Here is a 25,691-nt window from a genome sequence, read left to right on the forward strand (position 1 = left end):
GGACCGTCCGCAAGAACCCCGCCAGCACCCCCGGCGACTCCGACCCCAGTGTGGGCACCGGCGCGGGCGGGACCCTCTACATGGGCTACCAGAACGGGCACGGCGGAGCTGGAGAACGGGCACCGGGTCGGCTGACCGGACCCAGACGGAAACAGATGGTTATATACAGAAAGATCACATTAAAGGATGATTATCTGATAATTACGGCGCGTCCCACCTTCTGCCCATCTGTCCGACATTACGCTCCCGCTGGTGATCATCGGCGTGGAGAGGAAATGTCGTGCCCCTTGAGTCCGAGCACAGTCAGCGGTCGGCGGCGAAGCCCGAGCCCACACGCTTGAACCCCCCTGTCGGCAGGCGCCTGGGACGGCTGGGGACCGCCGTCGTGACCGGTTGCCTGCTCGCCGGGCTGAGCCCGGTGGCCGCCGGTGCCCAGCCGGCTGCCGCCGCGGCGCCGAACCGCAACGACGATCCGACGCGGTACTGGGACAACGTCCTGCTCCAGACCTTCCGTGATGCCCGGGGCATCGACGCCGCGCCCGGAAGGCTCACCAGGGCCGCCGCGATGGTGCACGCGGCGATCTACAACGCGGAGAGCGCGTATCAGTACAAGTACGGAACCATGAGGTACCAGCCGTACCTCAACCGGCCGCTGAGGTATGCGGATCGACCGCCGCAACGGCGTCCGGACGAGGAGGAGCGGCTGATCGACCGCACGGCGTACCGGATGATCTCGCAGCTCTTCCCGGGCGACCAGGCCTACATCGACGCCCGGTTCACCGCCCGGACCGGCGCCGCGCCCGGTTCGTTCGACATCCTCGACCGACTCGTGGTCGACCCGGTGGTGAGGCAGATCAACGAAGCCCGCGCCGACGACGGTTCGGACAATACGCAGGTCTACAACGGCGACACCACCACGCCCGGCGCCTGGCGACCGACCGGCGGCAGCTGCCGGCAGCCGAGCGACGCGGTCACCCCCTACTGGGGCATGGTCAGGCCGTTCGTGCTCCGGCGCGGCTCGCAGTTCCGGCCTGCCGCCCTGGGCGCCACCTACGCCGATGTGCTGGCCCGCCCGGACTACCCGGCCCAGGTCGAGGAAGTACGACGGCTCGGTGCCGTCGACTCCACCGAGCGTACCCGCGACCAGACGGCCGCCGCCTGGTTCTGGGCCAACGACCTGGACGGCACCTACAAGCCCCCGGGACAGTTGCTCGAGCTGACCGGGATCGTCGCCGGAGGGCTCCGGCTCGACACGTACGAGACGGCCCGCTTGTACGCGCTGGTGTCGCTCGCGATGGCGGATGCCGCGATCGCGGTGTGGGACACCAAGTACGACACTCCGATCAAGCTGTGGCGGCCGGTGACCGCGATCCACGCCCTGGGTGGCGCGAACGCGACCTGGCAGCCGCTCAGCGCTGACCGCTCGGGAGCACCGTTCACGCCGTGCTTCCCCTCCTGGACGTCCGGGCACGCCGGCCTCGCGGCTTCCTGGGCGGGAGCCATGAGGCATTTCTTCGGCCGTGACAGCGTCTCGTTCACCGCGCACACCGAGGATCCGCACGCGCTCATGGCCAACCGGTCGTTCACCAGCTTCAGCCAGGCCGCCCGTGAGGATGCGCTGAGCCGGCTCTGGCTGGGCGTGCACTACCGCTGGGACCTCAGCGGCGGGCTGGCAGTCGGTAGCGACGTCGCCGACTACCTGGTCGCCCACACGATGCTGCCGACGAGTCCCGGCCGTCCGCCGCGACGGTGAACGGCACACACCTCGCCGCGTGAGAGCTTCGCGGGACCGCAGCGCGGTACCGGCCGACCGGCACGGGTCGGCACCCGGTCCCTGCGCCCTCCGCCGCCCGGCGAAACCGGCGGAGGGCGCAGGCCTGGATATCCGTTCGTCCCGAGCGGATGGGCGTTCTACTCTCGGGCACATGGACAAGCCCCTCGTCGCCGTGCTCAGCGGCGCCGGTGTCTCCACCGAGCAGAGGCTTCCTGGTCCCCTTCGGGGCTTCCGAATTAAGGTGCCCCGAGCGGGGATCGGACATGAGTCGAAAACCGGAGGAAGAGCGTGGCGGGCGATTGGACCGCCACGCCTCCGGGACTTGCTGTTTCAGGAGTCGGTCACCGTGATCTGCAACGGTCCGCTGGGGGCCGGGGAACCCACATCGTTGGGGTATCCGTACTGCGCGTGGAGTCCGCCCTCGTCGGTCAGCGTGAAGCCGATGGTGTAGACGCCAGGCGTCAGGCCCTGGGGCAGGCCAGCCACTATCTGCACGATCCCGTCGGTCACCGCGGAGAGGCCGCCGTAGCTCCCGCCGACGGGATCGCCGGCAAAATCGTAGATGGTGAGGCTGTACCCATTGACTCCCGCGAAGGAGGTCACGTCAGCGGACAGCACGACGTTCCGGGGCAGGGCGCTGGCCGCAACCGTTGTGAAGCTCAACGATGCAGAGGTCGCCACAGGCGGCGCGGTGTCCGGAATCTGCGTGGCCACCAGGTTCAGGTCCGGCCCATCGAAGTATGAACCGTACGCCGCCACGTCACCGGCACCGTCCACGAGCGCAATGCCTGTGATGGTGCACTCCTTGTCGTAAGTCTGAAACATGGTGGCGGAGAGCGTGATCGTGCCGTCAGCGCTGATGACGGGCGCCCGGGTGACCGATCCACCGCAGCCCGTGTCTGTCCACACGGTGGCCGAAGCGAGCCCCTGGCGCACGCCGTTGGGTCTCATCGTGATCGAGAGCTTCTGCGGCGCGGACCAGTTGTTCACGGCCGTTGGTGAAATGGAGAAGTCGCTGGCCTGCAGACTCGCGTTCTGAGTGACTTGAACAGGCGCGAGGTTCAGGTTTCGGTAGACGGAAGTGATTCCCGCGTTGTCGGTCAGCCTGATCCTTGAGACGGACCACGTACCGGCTGCGGCTCCGGCCGGGATGGTGACCGAGACGCTGCAGATGATGTCGTTGCTGCCCCAGCCAACAGTGTTGGGACCACAGGAGGTGGTGCCATCGCCGGCCGTCATCACCTTGAGCTTGCCGGATGTCGTCTGCCCGCCCGGCCCGGCGACGGTGACCTCGCCCTTGTAGAAGCCCGACTCCGGATCGACGACCTCGATGCTGTACGCCACCGTGACGGGCTTGGCCGCGTTGCAGAGATACGTCGGCTGGTCGGACAGCAGGGAGACTCCTGCGTACGTCGGCCCGGCCGAGTCGACCAACTCCTTGGCCGTGACAGTGCTCGCGAACTCCGAGAGCCCGCCCTTGTCGACCGTCAGGGTGTTCCCTTGATCGTCCGCGGCGGTGACCCTGACGACCGCCCAGGTCGCGCTGGGCTCCGCCGCGTACTGCGGCACATTGAAGTCGTAACTGTATGTGGATGACTGGGCATTCCCGGACAAGGAACTGGTCATTGTGGAGCCGCTCGGCTGCAGCGAGTAGCTGATGTCGAAGGCGGGCCCCACGACGCCGCCGCCTGCGGCGACCTGCTGGACGTAGACAGAGATCCGACGGCGCTCGTGGCAGATGCGGCGGCAGAACCGGACCCTGAACGCCGAGGCGAACGCCGCGCACCGGGCCGTGGCCGAGCTGGAGCGGTCCGGGGTACCCGTGCGAGTGATCACGCAGAACGTGGACGGGCTGCACCAGCTCGCCGGGATGCCCGCCCGCAAGGTCCTTGAACCCCACTGCCCGTCGACTCCCCCGCTCAGCGGGCCCAAGTCCGAGTTCGACCAGCGAGTGCGTGTGCGGGAGATGCTCACCTACCTCGCCGCCGCACTGCCCCGGTTCACCTCACCTGCCGCCCGGCTGCTGCCCTGCAGTGTGCTCTGCGGGCCGACAACCGCGGTCAGGTCGGGCTGCCGGCAGGTCTGCTGAGCGGCATGCGTCTGCGCGGGCGCAGGGAACGGGAGGAACTCGCTCACAGCGGCTGGCTCGAGATGCCGGATGTCAGGCCGGCCCACTTGAAGGTGCGGCTGCTGGATGCCACGGTCCTGGACCAGGCTCCCAGTCGCAGCCACACGCCGCCGTGCCGCGCACTGGGCATTGCGTCCCGCGCCGCCTACCGCACCGCATGCCCTGCGACTGACCGCGCTGGTGCTGGCCGCGCACAGCTCCACCCAGGTCCACCACAGCACCGACATCCACGTCCTCGCCCGCCTGTGCGGACACTCACCCCACCAGACCGCGGACCTCCTCGATCGGTTGGCGGCCACCGGGATCCTGACCGCTTGGCAGCACAGCCGGGACACCGACGAAGTCCTGTGGCAACTCCCCCACCAACAGTCCGCAAGTCGTCCCGCTGCACGCCCCAGGCAGCCTCACTCATGGGAACGGTGAAGCTCAGGTTGAGAAATAGACGTGACTCAAGAAGAGCAACAGGCTCCACCCATCCGTACTATCTCTACGCCGGGCCACGCGCAGCAGTCATCTCCACTGCCGCTCGGATCCCAACCCGAAACCACAAACACTTGGCTTTCTGCGCCCGCACCACAGGTGCTGCACGCACGGCCAGGAAACCCAGGGAAAGGCCAACCCATGTCCAACACGACTTCCGGCACTGAACTGACATCGCAGTACGCCGCACAGGTAACCAGCGACCTCGAACGCAACGCCAAGGAGCAGGAACGTATCAGTGCCGAGATCACCGCGCTGCAGGAGCAGCTGGCCGCGCTGCAGCATGACCACTCCGTGCTGATGCAGGTGCAGCAGGTCCTTGGGCTTTCGCCGGCGCCGGTTCAGCCCACAGCCGGTTCGGACGGTGCCGCGGTGCCTGCTCCGCGCAAGAAGACCTCTGCTGAGCCCGGCGCGGGCAAACGGACGCGCGCGAAGAAGGCAGCTCTCACGCAGGGCTCCACGAGCAGCAAGAAGTCGGCGGCCAAGAAGCCCAGCGACACGGCCGCAGTCGCGAAGGCGGCCCAGCCCACGCTGGTCGAACTCGTCCGCAGCCACCTCACCGAACAGAGCGAACCGCGCTCCGCCGCCGAAGTCGCCACCGCACTCGGCCAGGCCCACCCCGAGCGCGGCATCAAGGCCACCGTCGTGCGTACCACCCTCGAAGGCCTCGTCGCCAAGAACCAGGCCCAGCGGACCAAGCAGGGCAGCTCCGTCTTCTACACCGCCCCCGGTGCGGCCGAGCAGACAGCCATGCCGGCAAACGACGAGCAGTCGTCGGAGCAAGCCGAGTGAACCGCTGACAGTTCGCACGGGCCACTCTGACACCCTCGCCACCCGCCACGCCTTCGCTCACTGGCCCAAGGGAAGGCAAGCTGCGGCGGGTGCCGCAGACGCCTTCAACCGGCCCTGCTCGGCGACATGGTGCGAGTACTGGACCCCGACCACCTCTACATCTGTGTAGTGCGCCAAAGCCTCGCCTACTGGCAGGTGCGGGCGGGTGTGGCGTCAGCCACAGGATGGATGACACCAGCCAGCCGATGGGCCGGTTGACCGACGAATCCGAGCCGTTCTTCGGCGCCGTGGTGAGCGAGGCGGCGCAGACTCTCTCAGCGCGCCTGGGGCACACGTCCGGTGCCCAGCCGCCCGCATCCGCATGACGTCCTCCCGCACCGTGCCCTCGCCTGCGTGGGTCTCGGGGGCCAGTACGTGACGCGGAGCGGCCGCCCCGCCGATGCTCCCCGGACGGTGGCCAGGTAGGAAGGAGGCATGAACAACGTCATAGACCTGCGGAGCGACACCGTCACCCGCCCCACCGATCCGATGCGTACCGCCATGGCGCGGGCCGACGTGGGGGACGACGTGTTCGGCGACGATCCCGCCGTGAATGCTTTGCAGGAACGGTTGGCGGAGTTGCTCGGCTTCCCCGCCGCGCTCTTCGTGTCGTCAGGCACCCAGAGCAATCTGTGCGCACTGCTCAGTCACTGCGGGCGTGGTGACGAGTACATCGCAGGGTGGAACGCGCACGTCTACTCCCACGAGGGCGGCGGGGCGGCGGCGCTCGGCGGGATTCACCCGCAGCCGTTGCCGCACCAGGAGGACGGGACACTCGACCTCACGCACGTCAAGGCGGCGGTCAAGCCGGAGGACCCGCATTTCGCGCGGACCCGGCTGCTGTGTCTGGAGAACACGTTCGGAGGCATGGTGATCGCTCCAGAGTATCTGGAGTCGGCCACGGCCGTGGCCCGCAAGCACGGACTGGCGACGCACCTGGACGGGGCCAGGCTGTTCAACGCCGCGGTGGCCGGCGGCGGCGATCCGTACGACGGAGCGCGGAAGATCGCGGAGCATTTCGACAGCGTGTCGGTGTGTTTCAGCAAGGGCTTGGGAGCACCGGTGGGCTCGGTGTTGCTCGGTTCCCGGGAATTCGTCAGTGAGGCCCGGCGGTGGAGGAAGGTTCTGGGCGGAGGCATGCGGCAGGCGGGAGTACTGGCGGCGGCCGCGTCGTACGCGCTGGACCACCACGTCGAGCGGTTGGCCGAGGACCACGCCAACGCCGCGCTGTTCGCCGAAGCCCTCGACGGCGTACCGGGACTCGAGGTCGGCGCGGCGCGCACCAACATGGTGTTCGCACGAGCCGTCGCGGGCGTCACGCCGCAGGACCTGGTGGAGCGGCTGGCTGCCAGGGGTGTGCTGTGCACGGGCGGACCGCAGTTCCGGTTCGTGTTCCACCTCGACGTCTCGCGGGAGAATGCGGAGCGCGCGGCGATCGTGGTGCGCGAGACCCTGGCCGACAGCATCGCCTGACGGGCAGCCATGCACGCACCCGCGTTGCCGCGAGACTTCCGCAGTCGGATCTCGCCCAGCGGCATGGCCGTTGCGCGCGGTCTGGCTTGCGCTGCAATCGGTGAGCGTTGTGAAGGTCGCCCCATTCAGATGACTCGCTGCTGAATGCGTTCGCTTTCTTCTATTGGACCCCTGGCTGCTGCTCCACGACGCTGGGTTGTGCCGATGCCGCCGCGGGCCCCTACCGCAGGTGTTGGTCGGCATCAGTTCCCCGTAAGTCGAAAGAGGTCTCGAGCACATGCACACTCGCCGCATCGGTGACGTCGAGGTCAGCGCGATCGGCCTGGGCGGCATGCCCATGTCGATCGAGGGCCGCCCCGAGGAGGCACGTTCCCTCGCCACCATTCACGCCGCGCTCGACGCCGGCGTGACGCTGATCGACACCGCTGATGCCTATCACCGGGACGCCGGTGAAGTCGGTCACAACGAAACCCTGATCGCCAAGGCTCTCGCCTCCCATGCGCTGGGTGCGGATGTCCTCGTCGCCACGAAGGGCGGCCACCTGCGTCCCGGAGACGGCAGCTGGACGCAGGACGGCTCCCCCAAGCACATCAAGGAGGCCTGTGAAGCCTCCCTGCGCCGCCTTGGCGTGGAGGCCATCGGGCTCTACCAGTTCCACCGTCCCGATCCCAAGGTCCCCTACGCCGAATCGGTCGGTGCGGTGCGGGAACTCCTCGACGAGGGCAAGATCCGCATGGCCGGTATCTCCAACGCCGACCCGGACCAGATCCGGCAGGCGGGCGAGATCCTCGGCGGCCGCCTGGTCTCCGTCCAGAACCAGTTCTCGCCGGCCTTCCGCTCCAGCGAGCCGGAGCTTCAGCTATGTGACGAACTCGGCATCGCGTTCCTGCCGTGGAGCCCGCTGGGCGGCATCTCCCGTGCGCGCGAACTGGGCTCTGCCTACGCACCGTTCGCGCGCGTAGCCGAGGCTCACGGGGTGAGCCCGCAGCAGGTCTGCCTGGCTTGGATGCTCGCGAAGTCGCCGATCGTCGTTCCGATCCCCGGCGCAAGCCGGCCGGAGACCATTCGTGACTCGGCGGCGGCTGCCGAGCTGAAGCTGACGGACGAGGAAATCGCCGAGCTGGACGCCGTGTGACACTGTGCGGTTAGCCCGTGACGCCGGCTCGGCCACCGAGCCGGCTCCACCGAGGATCGCCGAGCCGGTGGCAGCCGTCGCCCGTCGGTCCTTGGGCGGCTTCGGCCTTGCTCTCCATGATGCCGAGCGCGCCGGAGACGTAGATGAGGCGGGACCACAGCCCCCTGCGCTGGGCTCGCGCTGACTCGGCGACCGAGAAGCGCGCCGACCAGGTGCAAGCGGCGCGCGCCACCTACGACCAGGCCCAGGAGGCCGACGACGTGCTCTGAGGCACGCAGAGCCGGTGGCGTGATGCACGGCCAGGGGGTGGGCAGGCCGCAGCGAACCGCCTGCCCAGCCCTTTCTGCCGTTCCTACCGCGAGCGCCCGTACCTGACTCGCTCAGCCGACGTGGTCCACCTGCCTGCGGGACAGAGCGCGCGGGTCAGGCAGCCTTCCGGTACGCACCGACGAGGAGGAGGAGCAACTCGGCGTTTTCCGGTGTCTGTGTGCGCCCGCTTGTGGCGCGTGCCGTTCTGGATCAGCAGATCGCCGGCTCGCTGGAGTCTTGGAGCCGTCGCCCACCTCAAGGCTCACTTCTCCCGAGATGACGTACACCGCGTCGAAGGTGTCGCTCGCGTGTGCCCCGGCACCTACGGGTCCATCAGTTCGCCGAGCCGCGGCGCGGTGACGACCGACGGCCGCCGGTCGTCGGTCGTCGGGATGCAGCAGTGGGACACACGGAATCCGCCGACCGGAGGGAAGAAGTCCCCTGCGCGCGGGTCCACGCCCTTGTCCGGGTACAGCCGGAGGCTCGTCCGCACTCCAGATTGATGTGCGCCTGCACAAAGCGGAGACTTGTCATCGGCGGCATGACCGACAACCGGAAAGCCGTCACTCCTGTCACAACATGATCATGGCATCGTGTCCAGCGAGCCATGGGGGGACGGCCGACAGAGGCCGGACCGGGATACCCTCGGACGATGTCGAATCGGGCGGTAGCAGCTGGAGTAGGTCTCGCGCGGGTGATGGCGCACTGCGGGGGAAGCCCATCAGCAGCCGTGCACTATCTGGCGGGTGCCATCGCCTCCGCACCTGAGAACCCCGAGCCCTATGCGGTTCTTGCCGAGTTGTGGAGGGACAAGCCGTCGGAGCTGACCGAGGTCGTTCAGGGTGCCGACTCCTTGAGGACGGTCCTGGCGCAGTCGTACATCAGCTTCCTTCAGGACGACATGGATGGCGCGGCGCTTGCGATCGGATCGGTCACGGGTGCGCGACCCGACATCGCCTGGGCCAAAGCCCCCTGGTTCGGCGATGAACGATTTCTCGGTGTGGTGAGTGCCGATGCGCTGGCCGAGGCCGCCATGCGGACGATGGACTATGGCCATGATCTGGACACCGAAAGCATGCGGGAACGATTTCGGCCCTGGTTCGAAGCCATCGACGCGGTCTCTGCCCGCCAGCCGTTGCCGGAGGCGTTGGCCAAGATGGCGATCTTGCTGCGGGCATGCGGTCTCACCGATGCGTCGTTTGCCCTCTGCGACCAGGCGGACTCCGCTGAGCGGATCATGCTGACGGAAGTTGTGCGAGCGGGCACGTGGCGCAAGCTGGGTGATCTTCAGCAGACCGTGGCGGCGTTCGAGCGCGCTCTTGCCCTGGAACCGGCCAACTGGTCACTCTATCTCGACCTGGCCGATGTGCGTGCTGAGCAGGGCGACTTCACCTCTGCGGTCCGGCTGATCGATCAGGGGATGAGGTACGAGCCGGCTGAGCTCTCACTTCGCGCGGCCGGGGCTGCCTACCGTGCACGACTGACCGGCTCGCGTGCCGATCTGAGCGAACTCATCGAACTGGCGCCGAATCTGCCGAACGACTCGTACCGGGACCTGCTGATTGATCACGCGTGTGCTGGTCCCGCGCTGCCTGTCGAACTCGTGGCTGCGGCCCGGCGCATCCAGAACAGCTGAGGCTCCGCTCCTCCACGAACAGCAGCTCCAGCAAGCAATGCTGAACGCGGCGAAGCCCAGGGCGCCGTAGGCGGAGCGGACGCGGACCGCGGCGTCGGCTCGGTAGATGCGGACCGTGGAGCGCAGTACCTCGCCATAGCCGACTCGCCGGCCGGGGAGGGCGTCGCCGAGGAACAGCGGGCGCCAGTACACAAGTTCGGTCACGATACCGGCGATGGTCCGCGCGAGCAGCATGCCGGTGAGCAGGCCACTGATGAGGGTCGCCACGGCGGGCCCGCGCTGCGCGTCGTCGGTGAGGTGGCCGCGGTGGGCACGAGCACCCGGGCTGCGACGTTCGCAAGGCCCAGCGCGGCAAAGGCGACCAGGGCGATGGCCGGTCCGGGAGCGAAGCCGACCGCGGCGAGGGCGGCGGCGTCGAGCAGCAGCAGAACGGTCAGCAGGGACCCGCGCTCGACGATGTCCGCCGGCGGAAGCACAACACCAGGCCCAGAGCGAAGCCGAGTTGGGTGACGATGACACCGGGGGCACCCGCGGAAGTGCCCAGGGAGCGCGCGATCACGTCTAGGTGATGCGGGCCAAGACGTTGATGTCGGTTCTCACTTGCTACTGATCAAGGGCTATGGTCATCGACCGAGAATTCCTCACATCGGATGATCAAGGGTCCCAGACGAATGTCGCGCAGTCCGCGCACTCCTCGAGGTACCGATGGCGACACTCGACGGTGTGCCGGAGGAAGGTGATCGCTTGCTGTCTGCTGCGGACCTCACTTTCGAGCGCAGCGATCTTCGCGCGCACGACCTCCTGCGCCGCGGACTTCTTCGGGGACATCGCTGCGGTGACCTCTGGCAACGAGAGCCCGACTTGTCGCAGTTTCAGCACGGTTCGTGCCTGCTCCAGGACGTCGTGGTCGTAGAGGCGGTAACCGTTCGCGTCCCGGTGCACCGTGAGTGCTCCGACGTGCTCCCAGTGCCGTAGGACATGGGCCTCGACTCCAAGCTGCGCAGCCGCCTCGCCGATCGTTATCGCCATTCCGCCCTTGCCTTGATGTCGACCTGAACCTTTAGCCTCCCCAGCATGCCTGACAGTTCTCGCACCCCGCCCACTCCTGCTTGTTCCCGATCGGTCCTGGTCACCGGCGCGACGGGCAACCTCGGCCGTGAGCTCCTGGCCCGGCTGCATGCGCGCGCAGCAGCTGTGCGATGCCTCGATCGTCGCCGTGTTGGCCCGCGACCCGGCATCGAGTCGGTGCGCGGTGACCTGACCGACGCCGACTCCGTCCGTGCGGCGCTCGACGACATCGACACCGTCTTCCTCATATGGCCGCTGCTCGACACCGCCCCCGCCGAGCCTCTGATCGCAGAACTCGCCGCAGCAGCACCGCGCGTCGTCTACCTCTCCTCGACTGCGATCGATGACGCCTCATTTCGCCAAAGCGACCCGATTGTGCAGGTGCACGCGGACATGGAACGCCGGCTCCGTGATGCTGGCCTGCACCCCACCGTGCTGCGCAGCGACACGCTGGCGTCCAACACCCGGGGCTGGGCGGCACAGCTGCGCGCAGGGGACGTGGTTAGAGGTCCGGATATAGCGCGCACAGCCGTCGTGGACGAGGGTGATGTCGCGGCCGCAGCCGCGGAGGTGCTCCTTCGACGCCAGGACGATTCGGATCGCTCCCCCTACCTGCTGACCGGGCCCGAGCCGCTCAGCAGGGCCGACCAGGTCGGAATCCTCGGGGCCGCCCTCGGGCGAAAGTTGCGTTTCGAGCCGGTACCCGCGGATATCGCGCGCGCACGAATGCTCGCGGACGGCCGTCCCGAACGGCTGGTCGAGGCCCTCATCACGGCGTCAACGCGGCGACCTGAATCGCGCCTTGTCACCGATGATGTCGAGCGCCTGACCGGTAGGCCGGCCCGCCCCTTTGCGCAGTGGGCCATAGACCACAGCACCGAGTTCGGCCCGCGGCCATGACCACACCCATCAGTCAGTCTCTAACCGGTGTGATGACCGCCGAAGATCGCTTCCCCGACAATGTCGAAACCGTCACGGGAAACTGCCCATGAGGCACGCCAATGCTCCACTGACCGTCGAAGGTCGACGCCGACTTGTCGAGCGTTGCCAGACTCGTCCAATAGCGCACGTCGCCGCCGAGATGGGGATCTCGCGCGCCTGTGCATCGAAGTGGGTCAACCGCTACCGCCGCTACGGGGCAATCGGCCTGCTCGACCGTTCTTCGACACCACACCGTCAACCCGCCGCGACAGACGCCACAGTCGTGGCCCGAATCGCAGACCTTCGGCGCAGCAACAAGTGGTCAGCGTCGCGGATCGCGTTCGAACTCCAAGCTCAGGGCATCACCGTCAGCCGCCGCACAGTGACCCGGCACCTGGCGAGGCTCGGGCTCAACCATCGCAAGTTCATCGCCCCGAACGGCGAACAGAATCGGGAACCTCGCAGGATCAACGCCAGGTGGCCAGGCCACATGGTCCACGTCGATGTGAAGAAGGTCGGCCGGATCCCCGACGGCGGAGGTTGGCGTGTCCACGGCCGCGGGAGCGAGCGGGCCAAGAACGCCGATCGACTGAAGAAGAAGAGCAAACGCGGCGGCTACGCGTATCTCCACTCCGCAGTTGACGGGTTCAGTCGGCTCGCATACACGGAAGCGTTGCCTGATGAGAAGGCCGTCACTGCGAACGCATTCATGCACCGTGCCCGCGCATGGTTCGCCGCCCACGGCATCACCCACATCGAGCGGATCTTCACGGACAACGGAGCGTGCTACCGCGCCGACGCATTTGCCCGAGCGCTACTCGGGTCACGCCACCAGCGCATCACGCCCTACACGCCGCGGCATAACGGCAAGGTGGAGCGCTACAACCGGATCTTGGCAGAGGAGTTCCTTTACGCCCGCGAATGGAACTCCGAAGACGAACGAGCAGCCGCCCTCGGCGTGTGGAACATCCACTACAACTACCACCGGCCTCACGGCACCGCTGGCGGCCGGCCACCAGCGTCGCGGCTCCAAAGCGGTGTCACCAACGTGCTGGCCTCCTACATCTAGGAGTGGCTGGGCGTAGTACACGTCGGCGATCGCCACCGGTGCGAGCGCCAACAGCAGGGTCAGAGCGCGCGATATGCCGTGGCTCGCGGGAGCCGCCGCGGTGACGGGCCGCGCTGCGGCGGTCTGGGACATGCAGGATCTCCTCGTCAGCAGGAGTTGGTCTGTTGCGCACAGCGACATTGCTGCACCCTCTCCTGTCCGGCGGTGCGGCCGTCGGCGGTGACTCTGGCATGTCATGCGAGAAAACCGCGAGGGATCTATCGTCGAGGTATGAGCGTGTTCATCAAGCTGGTGGAAAACCGGCCCCCCAAGGAATACGCGGAGCTGGCGGCTGCAGATATCTCCTACGAGGACATCACGGAAGGTGAATCGCCCGCCACGTATGAGTACGACCTGCTTCCGAGCGGCGCATTGCGGATCCTCAGGGTGACCAAAGGCGAAGCCGCTGTCGTCGAATCGATCTACGCTCCCGGGCCCTGGTTCCGTGTCCAGGGGCAGTGGCACGGTAATGCGGAATAGCAAGCACTCTGTCGGCGGCCGGGCGCTGTCGGCTGCTGGTCCCGGTCGTCGGTGCTAGAGGTCCGAGCAGAATGTGCTCATGCTTGGCGTCAGCCTACGAAATCACGTCGGAAACTACCTGCAGGTGTACCGTGGATTGTGGGTCGCGCGCTCTCACGTGAGTTGCGCCTGAAAGGACGGCCCCGGCGCTTTCACCCGGGCCGTTTCGGTTTCGGGGACCACGCTGAGCGTGCCGGGGCGGTCACACGGGCGCCATGGCCGCCCTCAGAGTCCCAGTGGTCCCGACACCCGAACCGCGACGGCCAGTTGCCTACGTCAACGAGCAGGTGACGGCCCGTCAGGCCGGCGGTCAGCGGTTGATCAGCGTGGATACCAAGATGCGGGTGCAGATCGTGACAGCAGGCGGTGAGGCCAACGCCGGGGTCGCAGGTCCCGGCGAAACGCACGCCACGGGCCGGCCCCGCCTCGGGGGCGGTCCACCGCTGCCGCCAGCTCATTTCTGAGCGTCATGCCCGCTCGCCGTCGGTGACGCTCTACGGTGCTGTCGCCACCGGTTCGGGTCCTCTTCCAGGGCCGCCCGGTCCCAGCCGCCGCGTTCCGCAGCAGCCTCGTAGGTCGTGTGCAGGAAACCAGCCACTGCCCGGTCCGGGTCGGCCGCAGTACGCACCGCCTCGTACGGCAGAAGGAACTGGCCGTGGTCAGGGCTGTAGAACGCGTCGGCCGGGGTGACCGGCTGCGCGGCGAAGCCATCCGGCTCGGGATAGGCGTACGAGTAAAAGGCCCCCTCTTCGCCGCCGCCGGGCCAGAAACCACAGCTGCTCAATTCGCGGGAGTAGCCTTCCATCATCACCCAGTCACCGCAGTTCGGGGCGCCGCCGGGATGCGGCGGGGCCTCCCGCCCTGAGAACCTCGTGGAGGCCAGGTCCATGGCACCCCAGAAGAAGTGCACCGGGCTGACCTTGCCGACGAAGTACGAGCGGAACTCCCCCAGCACCCGGTTGGCCTGCAGCAACTGCCGCCAGAAGAGCTGTGCGGCGCTCGGGTCGTAGGAAGCGTGCTGATAGTCCTCATCGAAGGGGATCGCCGGGTCCACCTCGTTCGGAGACGCCTGGATCTTTGTCTCAATACCCAGCTCACCCAGGGCATGCATCGTCTCGCGGTAAAAGTCAGCCACCGGTCTCGACTCCAGGGCCACGTTCCGGTTGGCGCCGTCGCTGCTGCGGACATGCAGCTGGTGGTCGAGGAAGTCGAACTCGATGTCGAAGACCCCTGAGCAGTAGGGGATCGCCGACGTGGTCAGGCCGCGCGGGCTGACGTACAAGGTGACCTGCCACCAGTGATTGACCAGGGGCGCGTGGGCCAGCCGGATCTTGCCGACGATCTGGGTCCACATGTGCAGTGTGTCCCGGGTCTCGGTCCAGTCGACGACCCGCAGCCGCGGCCACATCGTCCGCGACGCCCCATGGGAGGCCATGGCCACAGCACACTCCTCCCAGGACAACTGACCGATATCGACCACGTTGCCCTCAGTCCAAGATTCAGGCAACCCGGCGCGCCTCACCGGCCACGGGACCGGGACGCTTGGCATGCTCCACCAGCAGCCGGTGCGCCTGCATCGCGAGGACAGTGATCCAACCGCCCGGTCACACCACAGGCGGCGAGGCCCGTCGCCACATCGAGTCCCACAACCCCACCGGCTGCAGACCAAGCCTCGGCCGCGGCCACAAGGTCATCCCCGGAGGCGGAGACCAGGACATCGCACAGCGTGTCCGACACGGTCAAGACGAACGGGCTGTCGACCTCCTCAGAGGACAACAGCTGTCCCACCCTCGGGCGCTGGCTTGCCTCTTCATAACTGCAGCCCGACATCACAGCCTCGACCTGGGCGATGGCATCGACCGGATCGATGTCCTTGAGGAAGATCACGTCCAGCCCTGCACGGACCGGTCCGCCAGCCTCGATCACGGCAACGGCGGACTCATCATCGGCGGCAGAGAAGTACCGCCACTGACGATCAACGTCTCCGGACCTGGACCGGAGCCTCACACAACCGGGGGTCAGTTTTCGGAGACTGCCAGAGGGTCACTTTTCGCGCAGCGTTGACAGGGCGAGTCCCCCAGGCATCGAAGGAGACAGACGATGCAGGGGCAGGCACGGCTCGCTCGGCCGTCAACGGACTTGACACCCATATGATCATCGGGTCCCTGTCTGCGCTGTCTACCGGGTGCACCAAGGGGCATGGCGTCGCATCACACGCGAACGAACCCAACCGCGATCACTCCAAAGACCCTGCTCCCTCGTGGACAGGGCGAGGCTGAGCAGTCAGCGCGGTAGTACGCATCGCGCTCCAATGCCTGCCAGCGGTGCTTCCGCGAGGGCATTCTGCCCGCTGTGCAACGTCCCGCATTTTGATGTCGCGGATCCGGTTCCGACTCCCCTGGTACGCGTCGGTCTCACGCATGCCGCTGTATGCCAGCACCTGGTAGCTCACCCGTTCGCCCGCCGCGCCGCGACAGCAGCACGCTGACCGCGATGAACCAGAGGAAGCCGAGGAAACGACCGATCGGAATGAACACCGAGCCGCCCTCGGCTACCAGCGAACTCATCGACAGCACGCCGGCCACACCGATCACCATGCCGCTCCACGCGACCCATGCGGGCAAGGCGCGGCTGGCACGTGCCGTCGCGGCGACCAGGAAGACCGCCGCGCCAAGGGGGGCGATGGCCGGGCCCGCACCGGTGATGAAGGACAGGTCGGAGACGGCCCGGAAGGTGGACAACTGTGCCCCGGAACCGATCTGGGCCACAACCCAGCTGGTGCTTGCGGAGAGCAGGAGCAGCGCTCCGGCGACCGTGGCCAGCGCGCGGACCGCACCCGCGCGGCCCTCGCTGCCGTACCTGCGCACGAACCCGGCCAGGTAAGGGACGAACGCCAGCAGTGCGAGGGCGGACAGCCCCTGAAGCAGGCCGAGCACTCGGAACAGATTCTCCAGCGCGGCTGGATCCTTCATCCGATACGCCTGCACATCGGCGTCGCTGGAGTACGGCGTTACCGTGCCAGAGGGGCCCAGCGCTCCGGCGACGACGAGACTGGCCACGAAGAACAGGACGTACAACAAACCGCTCAGAGCGCCGAATTCCCGGCGCTGCGCGCTGGTGCGGGTTCGCGTGGCGATGGTCATGGAGGCGAGCCTTCCTGAGGTAAGTGGCGGCGCCGGAGCGGAAGTCCCGCCCCCGGTGCCTTCACCATCACAGAGCGGCTTGTGTCGGGCGTCCCACGCAGGAAGGCCCTCCCCGTACTTCCGGCGGGGTATCAACCCCTCGACTCACCTGCTCAGCGCGCGACCAGGACGAGCTGGGTCCCGGCCACCGCCAGGTATGACGAGCGAGGCGGGGCTGTCGTCGGCATGGAGGTCGACCCATTCCTGATTGGTGCGGTGGATGAACGCCTCCAGCGTTTCTCCGGGAGTGAAGACACGCCGGTATCCACCTGCGGCGCGATCGAGGCGGCCGTGGTGTCGCGGAGGATGCGGGCGGAGAGGTCATACACGGTCCAGCGCGGGAGTGCGGTCTTGCTCCAGTCGGCGGGCCGCAGGCCGCGCAAGGCCCTGTGGGATGAGGGGTGGTTTGCTACTCGCCGGCAGGCGATGGGGCTTGAGTCTCCAGTGGCGTGATCGTGGACCTGAAGGCCGCCGACCGGGCGTGATCCTCATCCGACCGCTCCTCCACCGCTCCAGTCCCAGCCGGTGATCGTGTCGCGCATCAGTCGGGCCGCGGCCGACGGGTGGCTGGAGGCGGGCCGGACGAGGGTGAGGGTGCGGCGGCAGTCGGGGTTGTCGATGTCGACCCAGGCGACGGGGACGCGCTCGGCGAGGCGGCGGGCGAAGGCCGGGTTGAGGCCGATGCCGAGCCCGGCGGCGATCAGCTCCTGGATGGCGCGGGGCTCGTCGCCCTCGCAGACGATCCGCGGCACCAGGCCGCGTCCGGCGAAGAGGCGCTCCAGCAGCCGGCGCTGCCAGTGCCCCTGACGGGTCGTGATGAAGGGCTCGTCGGCGAGTTCGTCGATGCCCACCGAGGCGCGGGCGGCCAGGTGGTGGCCGAGCGGCACGGCCACCACCACCGGTTCGTCGAGCAGCCGGACCGTTTCCAGCTCCAGGTCACCTACGCGGGGGTGTTCCGTGGGCTGAGACCGACTGGACCGAGCTGGACGGGCGCTTTAGCTGATGCGAGCTCCCGTGCCGCTGACACGGACGCGCGGGTCACCCGCGCGCAGCGTCACGGTGAGTTCGCCAGGGCGGCCTAGGTCCTCGCCCTGATGCAGGGTGAGGACGGCGTCCTTGGGGACGAGGCCGAGCTCACGGGCGTACGCACCGAACGCGGCGGCTGCAGCGCCGGTTGCCGGGTCCTCGACGACGCCGCCGACGGGGAACGGGTTACGGACATGGAAGACGGTGGCCGACTCCCGCCATACCAACTGGACCGTGGTCAAATCCAAGCGGTGCATCAGGGCTTCGAGGCGTGTGAAGTCGTACGTGAGATCTGCGAGGCGCGCGCGTGTCGCCGCCGCGAGAACGAGATGGCGGGCACCGGCGAACGCGATATGGGGCGGGAAGGTCGGGTCGAGGTCGGCGGCTGGCCAGCCGAGTGCGGCGAGCGCCTCCGTGAGGTCGGTGTCGGCGATCTCCTCGATGTGCGGCTCGACACTGGTGAGTGTGGCCCTGACGGTCCCGCCCTCTTCGGCCACCTCCACCGGTACGACGCCAGCGCGCGTCGCGAATACCAGTTCCCCGGGGCCTATCCGCTCGGCGAGCGCGACGGCGGTCGCGACGGTGGCGTGCCCGCAGAATGGCACCTCGGCCTTGGGGCTGAAGTAACGGATGCCGTACGCCCGTCCCTCCTGGCCGCCGAGGCCCTCCGGGGGCGCGGTCAGGAACGCCGACTCCGAGTATCCGAGGTCGGCGGCGATAGCGAGCATGTCACTGTCGTCCAGGCCGGTGGCATCCAGAACGACGCCGGCGGGGTTTCCACCGTCGGGGGTGCTGGAGAAGGCGGTGTATCGCAGTACCTCGGGTCGCGATGCATTCATCGTCATACTTGCGGCAACGCGGGGCGGGCCCCGGGTGTTCCTGGACGCGAGTGGAGGCGGAGATGGGCCCCTGCGGCGAGCCGCACATCGACACAAGCCCACCGTTCCTAATCAGTGATCAGGAGTGAGTCTTGGACCCAATCCTGGATAACTGGGACATCCCGAACGGTTTTGGGTGTCCTGGGTTCCCGCTTTCGCTCCGTGTCCGGCGTTACACGTTGATGGCGTGGTCCGGGTACGCGGGGGCGGGTTCCCTCACTCCCTCGGTCTCCGGGTCGGGCCTGGGCGGTCCGATGCCCTTGCACATCGCTCTGGTGTGCAGGGGGCGGTGCCGTCCGTCGCCTGATCCGGTGGCCGAGGGAACGCCTACCGATCGCCACCGATGCGGCGGCGTGTCGGGAAGTCTTGCGGTCCTTGGCGGTCAGCGGCTTCTGCCAGTGCCGGCCGCCCAAGACCGAGGTGTAGGCGGGATCGACTGCGATCACGCCGATACCAGCTTGCGCACACATCGACAGGAGCCGGGCGCGGAGTTTGCCAGTGGGGATGCCGTTGACGAGCTGCCGGAACCGCTTCTTGCGGCCGTGCTTCTCGCGGGTCTTGGAGTCGGTGAAGTCGAGGTCTTCGATCGCGATGGCCTGAACGCCTGTGGCGTTTGCCCAGTGGAGGAGTCGGGTGAGGGCGTGACGGAGCTGCGCATCACGGTGGCTGGCCGACCCGGACAGGTCGTAGTCGAAACGGCGGGGTTCGCCGATCGGGTTGCCGTGCTTGTCCAGTTGCCAGGCGGCGAGGTGGTCGGCGTTCATGTCCACACCGATCACACCGTCGGCGCGCAGGGCGTCCAGCGGGATGACGGGCAGGTCGGGGCGCTTCCACGAAGCGTCCAGGTACCAGCGGCCCTTCGTCACGTCGAGGTGGATGCGGTAGGCCACGGCTCGGTTGCCCTCTACACGGGTGCGCCACTCGTGGCCCCGGTGGGGGAACGCGACCTTCGCGGTCAGCACGTACCGGCCGTGCTTGGCGTTGGCGTACTCGGCGAGCGGGGCGGGCAGCTTGATGCTGACCTCGCCATCGGGGGTGACCCGGATCGTCTCGTTGCCGTAGCGCTTGCCGGACTCGCCGTCAGCGGTGAGGAACCAGCGGGCGGCTTCCCACTCGGCTCGCCACTTCTGCGGTGTCTTGTTCGCGGCGGTCAGGTTGTGGCGCTGGTTCAGCAGCCGACGGCCGCCGCGCACCACGGAGACCTTCCCCGCCTCCCGATCAGCGCGGATGCGCTCGTACTCGGTCTCAAGGATGTGCAGGCGGCGCGTCTTGTGGAACCACTCGTGCTTGGATCGGTAGCCGCCGGGCTTGCCCTCGGAGCCCTTCTTTGCGATGGGGAGGGCGAGCCGGTGCCGGAGCATCCGGATACCGGCGTCCAGGGATTGCAGATGCGCGTGCTGGGCGCGGCGGGAAAGGCCCCACTGGTCGTGCGTGTTGGAGGTGACCGACCCGGCCCACCGCGACGACGACAACGCGGTCAGTTCCCGCTTGCGGGCTGCCCACGTCTCGTTCCGGTGGTCGCCCGCGTCGCGGACACGGGCCGCGAGGTCACCGGACGCAAGCCGCCCCATGTGCTCGCCGACCAGACGCAACACCTTCTCGTCCACATCGCTCAGGCCCTTGAGGCGGTCGCGTATCGACACACCGGACGGACCATCGGCGACGAACGGACGGGCGATCTCCCGCAGCAGCTTCTTCGGCTCAGCCATTCGCAGCCGCCTCAAGAGCCTTCGCAGCCCGGTTCTTCGCCGACCTGCGGCCATACAGGCGGGCGCAGAACGACGTCAGCACCTCCACCATGTCCCGCACCAGATCGTCTTCGACCTCACCGTCATCCAGCACCACCAACCGGCAGCCCGACGCGGACAGCGCGGCCTCGATCAGCTCCACGTTCATCCGGCCCAACCGGTCCTTGTGCTCGACCACCACCGTAGTCACCGCCGGATCGGCCAGCAGACGCTTCACCTTCGACCGCGCCCCGTTCATGCCGGACGCGATCTCCGATTCGACCCGGACCACCGGACGGCCCGTGGTCGTGGCCCAGCGACTCAGCCGGGCCACCTGCCGCTCAAGGTCAGCCTTCTGATCATGTGAGGAGACACGGGCATACAGGCCCAGACCGCCCACCGCTTCCGGCGCGGTGTTCGCCTCGATGTTCACCAAGATCGTGCGCGGCCCCACACGTTGGCCGGAGGAGTTTGCTCCCTGTGGCCCAGGGCACCTCGTCCTTGAAGTCGTTGCCTATGCCGCCGATGAGGCATCGAGTCGAGCGGGGGCCCGATGCCTGATCACTCTGCACCGCGACGGCTCTGTGTCCGTGGCGGACAACGGACGCGGCACCGACACTCGCGTCGATGATCACGGTCGGATCGTTAAGAAGCCGGTGATGGCGTCGAAGGACCTGCGGTTCTTCGACTCCCCGGATGCAGAGCGGCTTCCAGACGGGCATCCGCGTCGCGGCATGCCCGTCGTAGCGGCGCTCAGCGAGTGGCTGATTCACACCAACCGCCGTCGCAACGGGGCCTGGAGCCAGCGCTGTGAGCGCGGTGTTCCAGTGACCGACCTGATTCCCCTTGAGGCCGACGGGACCACCGGGACGCTCGTCCGCTTTCTACCGGCCGAGTCGCTCTGCCCGCCGGGGTCGTTGACCGTGGACGATCTGACGCGGTGGACCGCGCACTGGTCTGACCTGGAGGTCCGCCTAGATGACCAACGCGGCAGCGCGAACTGATCCAGTGCGAGTCTTCCTCGTTGACTTCCGCTCCCCGGCTTAAAGTCCGGGGATTCCTGCCACGGTCGGCTGACCGTCTCGGTGGGTTCCTGCTTCAACGCGCTGCGCCGGTGCGGGCACCGGTCTTATTTGCGCTCCACAGGCTGATACCGCCAGTCCGGCGGCCTTGGCGACGTTGACTGCCGCGTTGATGTCTCGGTCCAGGACGGTCCCGCAGGCCCCGCACGTCCAGACGCGGATGTGGAGGGGCTTGGGGCCGTCCTTGACGCCGCAGGCCGAGCAGACCTGAGAGGTCGGCTCGAACCGGCCGATGCGGTGGAAGATGCGGCCGAACTTGGCGGCCTTGTACTCCAGCATCGCCACGAACGCCGACCATCCGGCGTCGTGGACGGACTTGGCCAGGTTGGTGCGGGCGAGGCCCTTGACCGCCAGGTCTTCAACGGCAACCGCTTGGTTCTCACGGATGATCTTCGTTGAGAGCTGGTGGTGGAACTCTCGCCGCGCATCGGCTACCCGTGCGTGAGCGCGGGCAACGCGAAGCCGGGCCTTCTCCCTGTTGTTCGATCCCTTGGCCTTGCGGCTGAGGTTCTGCTGTGCGCGCTTGAGGCGCTTCTCGGCCCGGCGTAGGAAGCGCGGGCTGTCGATCTTCGTGCCGTCGGAGAGGACGGCGAAGTGTCCCAGGCCCAGATCTATGCCGGCCTCGGGCGTGACCGGAGCAAGGTGCTGCGGGTCGGTCTCCACGGCGAACGAGCAGAAGTACCGCCCTGCGGCGTCCTTGATCACGGTCACCGTGGACGGGGTGGACGGCAGGGCGCGGGACCACTTCACCCGCACGTCCCCGATCTTCGGCAAGCGCAGGTCCCCGCCGGGCGTGATGGACCAGCGGGCGTTCGCGGTGAACCGTAGGGACTGTCGGTTGTCCCGCTTGGACTTGAACCGGGGCTCGGCGATCTTCGGTCCCTTGCGAGCGCCTTTGAGGGAGGCGAAGAAGTTGGAGTACGCGGTGTCGAGGTCCCGAAGGGACTGCTGGAGGACGACGGCGGAGACTTCGCCGAGCCAGGCCCGCGCCTGAGTTTTCTTGGCCTCGGTGATGACCTGCTTGGACAGGTCCCCGATCTTCGGGTACAGCAGCCCGTTCTCGCGGGCGTCCTTGCGGATGCGCAACGCGTCGTTGAACACGATGCGGGCGCACCCGAACGCCCTGGCCAGCGCGGCACGCTGAGGCCCGTTCGGGTACAGGCGGAAGCTGTACCTGAGCTGCATAACGATCACCATACATACTTGATTTACGGCTGGGGATGGAGAGATACGAACTGGCAGACATTGCGCGTTCCTACTGCATGCCCATTTGGTTTTCGTCACGAGGTCGCTCTGTCAAAGCTGGTCAACTCCCTCAAGGGCGTCTCATCCCGGTACATGCGCCAAGAGTTCCCCGAACTGGAACGGCACTACTGGCGCGCTCAACGACTGTGCTCCGGCTCCCACTTCGCCGGGTCGGTCGGCGGGGCGCCCCCGTCAGTCGTCCGTCAGTACATCGAGCAGCAGAACCGCCCGGCCTGAGCTGAGGTCCCGGAGGCGCAGCGAACTCCGGCGCTGCGCGCCTCCGGCCGAGGATGGCCTTCACCACCGCCCTGAAGGGCGGCGCACTGGCCAAGTCACCGGTAGCAGCGAGGCTAGCGTGACGAAGCAGCGACGCTCTTGATGAATGGTTCTGCTCATTGTCTCCGACAGCATTCTCGCCCCTCGCCCTGAGAGATCAGTCCGGAACTGGGGCACGCACCACACCAGTGCCTTCAGCACATCACTCCATCAGGCAAGCGCTGCCGTTGTCCCTGGTTCCGTCAAGAGAGCGGCCGTGGCACGGGGCCGGGCACCGTACCCGGGGTGAGATTCAGCCGGACGCCAGGGTGCGGCAACCACTCCGCAGGCCGAGGCTCATGACGGGGACGCCAAGGTCAACGCCGGGCGAGCGCTTTCCGGCGTCCGGGTGGTTTGTCCCTCCGGTATGCACCGACCCGGGGTGGCCGTCCCAACACTGGCCGAGGTGGCACCTGCCACCGGGGAGGGGCGGCATGGCCGACAGCAGCAAGATCCTTATCGCGGTGGGGGCGCATCCGCAGGGCGAGGGCGCTCAGGCCGAGCAACTCGTGAAGATCCGTGAGGCGATCGAGATCGGAGGGTTCGGGGTCCGCTGGGCGGTCAGCGCCGGCGACGCCGAGGCGGTGCTGCGTACCGAGGCCGGTCTGGCCGCAGCATTGGTGGCGTGGGACCTTCCGCCGGGCCGCGGCGCGGACGGCGAGCCGGCCGGTGCGGCGGTCCTGCGCCGGCTCGGCAGCAGGTTCCAGGACCTGCCGGTGTTCCTGGTCATGGCGGACGACGGCGTGCATGACCTGCCGCTGTGGGTGTCGGAGTCGGTGGTGGGCTATGTGTGGCCGCTGGAGGACACACCGGCGTTCATCGCGGGCCGGGTCACGACCGCTGCCCGCGCATACCGGGAAGCCGTCCTGCCGCCGTTCTTCAAGGCGCTGCGCCGTTTCGACGACGCGCACGAGTACTCCTGGCACACTCCGGCCCATTCCGGAGGCGTCGCCTTCCTGAAGTCACCCGTGGGCCGTGCCTTCCACGACTACTTCGGGGAGCGGCTACTGCGCAGCGACCTGTCGATCTCCGTTGCGGAGCTCGGCTCGTTGTTCGAGCACACCGGGCCGATCGGCGAGGCGGAGCGCAACGCCGCCCGTGTCTTCGGCGCCGACCTCACCTACTTCGTCCTGCACGGCGACTCCACCTGCAACCGGCTGGTCGGCCACTTCAGCGTCACGCGTGACGAGATCGCGCTGGTGGACCGCAACTGCCACAAGTCGGTCCTGCACGGCCTGGTCGTCTCCGGGGCCCGTCCGGTGTACCTGATTCCCACACGCAACGGCTATGGCCTGGCCGGGCCGCTGCCCCCGGCTGAAATCGAGGCGGGCCGGGTGGCGGCGCGGACGGCCGCCAACCCGCTCGTCCGAGGTGCCCTCTCCCCCGACGTGGAGTACGCCGTTTTCACCAACTCCACCTACGACGGCCTGTGCTACGACGCCGTCGCGGCGGCACGGGCGTTCGCCGACACGACGCCCCGGCTCCACTTCGACGAGGCGTGGTTCGCCTATGCACGCTTCCACCCTCTCTACGCCGGTCGCTACGGGATGTCGGTGGGGCCGGAGAACTTCCCCGGCCCTGGACGGCCCACCGTCTTCGCCACTCAGTCCACCCACAAGCTGCTGGCCGCACTTTCGCAGGGCGCCATGGTCCACATCAGGCCGGCGCCCAGGGCCCCGGTGGAGCACGACCGGTTCAACGAGACGCTGATGATGCACGGCACGACCTCGCCGCTGTATCCGATGATCGCCTCGTTGGACGTGGCCACCGCGATGATGGACGGGCCGCAGGGGCACTGGCTGGTCGACGAGGCGGTGACCGAGGCAGTTCGGTTCCGCCAGGAAATGGTGCGTATCCGCAGGCGCATCGAGGCCGCCGGGGATCGTCCGCCTTGGTTCTTCGGCGTGTGGCAGCCGGAAACGGTGACCGACCCGGCGAGCGGCGAGCGGCTGCTCTTCGACGAGGCGCCACCCGACCTGCTGCGCACCGAGCCGTCCTGCTGGCACCTGGAGCCCGGAGCCTCCTGGCACGGATTTCCCGGGCTGACCGAGGGCTACTGCATGCTCGACCCGATCAAGGTCACCTTGACCTGCCCGGGAATCAACGCCACCGGTGACATGGCCGACTGGGGCATCCCGGCCCGTGTACTCACCGCCTATCTGGCCACCCGCAACATCGTGGTGGAGAAGACCGACAGCTACACCACGCTGGTGTTGTTCTCTATGGGCATCACGAAGGGCAAGTGGGGGACGCTGTTGGACGCCCTGATGGACTTCAAGGCCCTCTACGACGGTGACGCCCGGCTCGACCGCGTCCTGCCCGCACTGGTCGCCCGGCATCCGAGGCACTACTCCGGCCGGACCGTGCGCGAGCTGTGCCAGGACATGCACGACCACCTGCGCTCGGTCCGCCTGGTCGAGCTGTTGGACACCGCTTTCCAGCAGCTGCCGGAGCCGGTCGCCCCTCCGCAGCTGTGCTACCAGCGCCTGATCCGCGGCGGCACGGAGCGCGTGCGACTGGCCGATGCGCCCGGCCGGGTGGCGGCCGCCATGGTCACCGTCACCCCGCCTGGCATCCCGGTGCTGATGCCCGGCGAAAGCGTCGGCGCCGAGGACGGCCCCCTGCTGCGCTACCTCACCGCGTTGGAGTCCTTCGACCGGCGGTTCCCCGGGTTCCGCAGCGAAACCCACGGGGTGACCCTCGCCCCGGAGACCGGCGACTACCTGATCGAGTGCGCAGCCGCAACAGCACGAAGAGATGAACGGCTCAGGGGGCCTCCGAGCCGCAGCACCGGCCCAGCGGCGCGGCTCGGAGGCCTCCAGAGGTGAGAACGCCCAGGCGGGCTCAGGCGATC

General features: G+C 67.9%; 22 protein-coding genes and 3 pseudogenes. 13 read left to right on the forward strand and 12 right to left on the reverse strand.

Translation table 11 applies throughout. From position 1 onward, the window contains the following. Nucleotides 1-337: 337 nt before the first annotated feature. Nucleotides 338-1,753: a vanadium-dependent haloperoxidase gene (locus tag ACZ7L1_RS36765; protein ID WP_471443743.1), complete on the forward strand. Its 1,416-nt coding sequence runs from the start codon at nucleotides 338-340 to the stop codon at nucleotides 1,751-1,753. 351 nt (nucleotides 1,754-2,104) lie between these two features. On the opposite strand, the gene ACZ7L1_RS36770 is transcribed toward ACZ7L1_RS36765, so the two are convergent. Continuing rightward, on the reverse strand, nucleotides 2,105-3,343 hold the full coding sequence (locus ACZ7L1_RS36770) for a hypothetical protein (protein WP_471443745.1): 1,239 nt from the start codon (nucleotides 3,341-3,343) through the stop codon (nucleotides 2,105-2,107). A gap of 145 nt (nucleotides 3,344-3,488) precedes the next feature. Between ACZ7L1_RS36770 and ACZ7L1_RS36775 the strand changes: the two are divergent. The 5 genes and pseudogenes from ACZ7L1_RS36775 to ACZ7L1_RS36795 form a co-directional block, all read left to right on the forward strand. Beyond that, nucleotides 3,489-3,674, forward strand: a pseudogene (locus tag ACZ7L1_RS36775) (Sir2 family NAD-dependent protein deacetylase); the annotation flags it as partial. An 849-nt stretch (nucleotides 3,675-4,523) separates the two neighbouring features. Beyond that, a complete protein-coding gene (locus ACZ7L1_RS36780) occupies nucleotides 4,524-5,174 on the forward strand; it encodes a hypothetical protein (protein WP_471443747.1) in 651 nt (216 codons plus the stop codon). Nucleotides 5,175-5,648: 474 nt separating this feature from the next. After that, nucleotides 5,649-6,686, forward strand: coding sequence for a low-specificity L-threonine aldolase (gene ltaE / locus ACZ7L1_RS36785; protein WP_471443749.1), 1,038 nt, complete (start codon nucleotides 5,649-5,651; stop codon nucleotides 6,684-6,686). Between the two features lie 277 nt (nucleotides 6,687-6,963). Beyond that, nucleotides 6,964-7,821 (forward strand): aldo/keto reductase, encoded by an 858-nt coding sequence (locus ACZ7L1_RS36790; protein ID WP_471443751.1) that lies wholly within the window; start codon nucleotides 6,964-6,966, stop codon nucleotides 7,819-7,821. A 143-nt stretch (nucleotides 7,822-7,964) separates the two neighbouring features. Further along, entirely contained in the window at nucleotides 7,965-8,090 is a 126-nt protein-coding gene (locus ACZ7L1_RS36795; RefSeq protein WP_471443753.1) for a hypothetical protein, read from the forward strand. A 362-nt stretch (nucleotides 8,091-8,452) separates the two neighbouring features. On the opposite strand, the gene ACZ7L1_RS36800 is transcribed toward ACZ7L1_RS36795, so the two are convergent. Then, complete coding sequence (locus tag ACZ7L1_RS36800) at nucleotides 8,453-8,623, reverse strand: hypothetical protein (RefSeq protein WP_471443755.1); 171 nt, start codon at nucleotides 8,621-8,623, stop codon at nucleotides 8,453-8,455. Between the two features lie 237 nt (nucleotides 8,624-8,860). On the opposite strand from ACZ7L1_RS36800, the gene ACZ7L1_RS36805 reads away from it, so the two are divergent. Continuing rightward, a complete protein-coding gene (locus ACZ7L1_RS36805; RefSeq protein WP_471443757.1) occupies nucleotides 8,861-9,766 on the forward strand; it encodes a tetratricopeptide repeat protein in 906 nt (301 codons plus the stop codon). Nucleotides 9,767-9,966: 200 nt separating this feature from the next. Here the strand turns inward: ACZ7L1_RS36805 and ACZ7L1_RS36810 are convergent, their stop codons facing one another. Both ACZ7L1_RS36810 and ACZ7L1_RS36815 read right to left on the reverse strand, forming a co-directional pair. After that, nucleotides 9,967-10,242, reverse strand: a complete 276-nt coding sequence (locus ACZ7L1_RS36810) for a hypothetical protein (RefSeq protein ID WP_471443759.1) — start codon at nucleotides 10,240-10,242, stop codon at nucleotides 9,967-9,969. Nucleotides 10,243-10,420: 178 nt separating this feature from the next. Then, on the reverse strand, nucleotides 10,421-10,795 hold the full coding sequence (locus ACZ7L1_RS36815; protein ID WP_237514721.1) for a MerR family transcriptional regulator: 375 nt from the start codon (nucleotides 10,793-10,795) through the stop codon (nucleotides 10,421-10,423). Between the two features lie 45 nt (nucleotides 10,796-10,840). On the opposite strand from ACZ7L1_RS36815, the gene ACZ7L1_RS36820 reads away from it, so the two are divergent. The 3 genes from ACZ7L1_RS36820 (at nucleotide 10,841) to ACZ7L1_RS36830 (ending at nucleotide 13,343) form a co-directional block, all read left to right on the forward strand. After that, a complete protein-coding gene (locus ACZ7L1_RS36820; RefSeq protein WP_471443761.1) occupies nucleotides 10,841-11,734 on the forward strand; it encodes an NAD(P)H-binding protein in 894 nt (297 codons plus the stop codon). An 88-nt stretch (nucleotides 11,735-11,822) separates the two neighbouring features. Continuing rightward, complete coding sequence (locus ACZ7L1_RS36825; RefSeq protein ID WP_471443763.1) at nucleotides 11,823-12,824, forward strand: IS481 family transposase; 1,002 nt, start codon at nucleotides 11,823-11,825, stop codon at nucleotides 12,822-12,824. 270 nt (nucleotides 12,825-13,094) lie between these two features. Continuing rightward, nucleotides 13,095-13,343, forward strand: a complete 249-nt coding sequence (locus ACZ7L1_RS36830) for a hypothetical protein (protein ID WP_471443765.1) — start codon at nucleotides 13,095-13,097, stop codon at nucleotides 13,341-13,343. A 493-nt stretch (nucleotides 13,344-13,836) separates the two neighbouring features. On the opposite strand, the gene ACZ7L1_RS36835 is transcribed toward ACZ7L1_RS36830, so the two are convergent. The 7 genes and pseudogenes from ACZ7L1_RS36835 to ACZ7L1_RS36865 all read right to left on the reverse strand — a co-directional run. Beyond that, nucleotides 13,837-14,817, reverse strand: coding sequence for a DUF5996 family protein (locus ACZ7L1_RS36835; RefSeq protein WP_471443786.1), 981 nt, complete (start codon nucleotides 14,815-14,817; stop codon nucleotides 13,837-13,839). An 83-nt stretch (nucleotides 14,818-14,900) separates the two neighbouring features. Then, nucleotides 14,901-15,308 carry a hypothetical protein gene (locus ACZ7L1_RS36840; protein WP_471443767.1) on the reverse strand — a complete coding sequence of 136 codons (408 nt, stop codon included), beginning with the start codon at nucleotides 15,306-15,308 and terminating at the stop codon, nucleotides 14,901-14,903. A gap of 488 nt (nucleotides 15,309-15,796) precedes the next feature. Continuing rightward, on the reverse strand, nucleotides 15,797-16,525 hold the full coding sequence (locus ACZ7L1_RS36845) for a hypothetical protein (protein ID WP_471443769.1): 729 nt from the start codon (nucleotides 16,523-16,525) through the stop codon (nucleotides 15,797-15,799). Nucleotides 16,526-17,052: 527 nt separating this feature from the next. Beyond that, nucleotides 17,053-17,499, reverse strand: coding sequence for a LysR substrate-binding domain-containing protein (locus ACZ7L1_RS36850; RefSeq protein ID WP_471443788.1), 447 nt, complete (start codon nucleotides 17,497-17,499; stop codon nucleotides 17,053-17,055). A gap of 60 nt (nucleotides 17,500-17,559) precedes the next feature. Continuing rightward, complete coding sequence (locus ACZ7L1_RS36855; RefSeq protein ID WP_471443771.1) at nucleotides 17,560-18,435, reverse strand: PhzF family phenazine biosynthesis protein; 876 nt, start codon at nucleotides 18,433-18,435, stop codon at nucleotides 17,560-17,562. A 101-nt stretch (nucleotides 18,436-18,536) separates the two neighbouring features. Then, nucleotides 18,537-20,177 (reverse strand): nuclease/transposase family protein, encoded by a 1,641-nt coding sequence (locus ACZ7L1_RS36860; RefSeq protein WP_471443772.1) that lies wholly within the window; start codon nucleotides 20,175-20,177, stop codon nucleotides 18,537-18,539. After that, a pseudogene (locus ACZ7L1_RS36865) lies at nucleotides 20,170-20,607 on the reverse strand (IS607 family transposase); the annotation flags it as partial. The gene ACZ7L1_RS36860 and the pseudogene ACZ7L1_RS36865, both read right to left, overlap by 8 nt. A 13-nt stretch (nucleotides 20,608-20,620) precedes the next feature. On the opposite strand from ACZ7L1_RS36865, the gene ACZ7L1_RS36870 reads away from it, so the two are divergent. Continuing rightward, on the forward strand, nucleotides 20,621-21,199 hold the full coding sequence (locus ACZ7L1_RS36870; protein ID WP_471443774.1) for an ATP-binding protein: 579 nt from the start codon (nucleotides 20,621-20,623) through the stop codon (nucleotides 21,197-21,199). Between the two features lie 39 nt (nucleotides 21,200-21,238). Here the strand turns inward: ACZ7L1_RS36870 and ACZ7L1_RS36875 are convergent, their stop codons facing one another. Beyond that, a complete protein-coding gene (locus tag ACZ7L1_RS36875; protein ID WP_471443776.1) occupies nucleotides 21,239-22,462 on the reverse strand; it encodes an RNA-guided endonuclease InsQ/TnpB family protein in 1,224 nt (407 codons plus the stop codon). Between the two features lie 43 nt (nucleotides 22,463-22,505). Between ACZ7L1_RS36875 and ACZ7L1_RS36880 the strand changes: the two are divergent. Next, nucleotides 22,506-22,759 (forward strand): annotated as a pseudogene (locus ACZ7L1_RS36880) (transposase). 512 nt (nucleotides 22,760-23,271) lie between these two features. Next, a complete protein-coding gene (locus tag ACZ7L1_RS36885) occupies nucleotides 23,272-25,665 on the forward strand; it encodes an Orn/Lys/Arg family decarboxylase (protein ID WP_471443778.1) in 2,394 nt (797 codons plus the stop codon). Nucleotides 25,666-25,691 lie beyond the last annotated feature (26 nt).

This window comes from Streptomyces sp. NPDC107546 (assembly GCF_055639175.1).

Excerpts from the sequence above, each read along its gene's own strand:
- ACZ7L1_RS36780 (WP_471443747.1), top strand. The coding sequence starts at position 4,524 with ATGTCCAACACGACTTCCGGCACTGAACTGACATCGCAGTACGCCGCA.
- ltaE (WP_471443749.1), top strand. The coding sequence starts at position 5,649 with ATGAACAACGTCATAGACCTGCGGAGCGACACCGTCACCCGCCCCACC.
- ACZ7L1_RS36790 (WP_471443751.1), top strand. The coding sequence starts at position 6,964 with ATGCACACTCGCCGCATCGGTGACGTCGAGGTCAGCGCGATCGGCCTG.
- ACZ7L1_RS36795 (WP_471443753.1), top strand. The coding sequence starts at position 7,965 with ATGAGGCGGGACCACAGCCCCCTGCGCTGGGCTCGCGCTGACTCGGCG.
- ACZ7L1_RS36815 (WP_237514721.1), bottom strand. The coding sequence starts at position 10,795 with ATGGCGATAACGATCGGCGAGGCGGCTGCGCAGCTTGGAGTCGAGGCC.
- ACZ7L1_RS36820 (WP_471443761.1), top strand. The coding sequence starts at position 10,841 with ATGCCTGACAGTTCTCGCACCCCGCCCACTCCTGCTTGTTCCCGATCG.
- ACZ7L1_RS36825 (WP_471443763.1), top strand. The coding sequence starts at position 11,823 with ATGAGGCACGCCAATGCTCCACTGACCGTCGAAGGTCGACGCCGACTT.
- ACZ7L1_RS36830 (WP_471443765.1), top strand. The coding sequence starts at position 13,095 with ATGAGCGTGTTCATCAAGCTGGTGGAAAACCGGCCCCCCAAGGAATAC.
- ACZ7L1_RS36835 (WP_471443786.1), bottom strand. The coding sequence starts at position 14,817 with ATGGCCTCCCATGGGGCGTCGCGGACGATGTGGCCGCGGCTGCGGGTC.
- ACZ7L1_RS36845 (WP_471443769.1), bottom strand. The coding sequence starts at position 16,525 with ATGACCATCGCCACGCGAACCCGCACCAGCGCGCAGCGCCGGGAATTC.
- ACZ7L1_RS36855 (WP_471443771.1), bottom strand. The coding sequence starts at position 18,435 with ATGACGATGAATGCATCGCGACCCGAGGTACTGCGATACACCGCCTTC.
- ACZ7L1_RS36860 (WP_471443772.1), bottom strand. The coding sequence starts at position 20,177 with ATGGCTGAGCCGAAGAAGCTGCTGCGGGAGATCGCCCGTCCGTTCGTC.
- ACZ7L1_RS36870 (WP_471443774.1), top strand. The coding sequence starts at position 20,621 with ATGTTCACCAAGATCGTGCGCGGCCCCACACGTTGGCCGGAGGAGTTT.
- ACZ7L1_RS36875 (WP_471443776.1), bottom strand. The coding sequence starts at position 22,462 with ATGCAGCTCAGGTACAGCTTCCGCCTGTACCCGAACGGGCCTCAGCGT.
- ACZ7L1_RS36885 (WP_471443778.1), top strand. The coding sequence starts at position 23,272 with ATGGCCGACAGCAGCAAGATCCTTATCGCGGTGGGGGCGCATCCGCAG.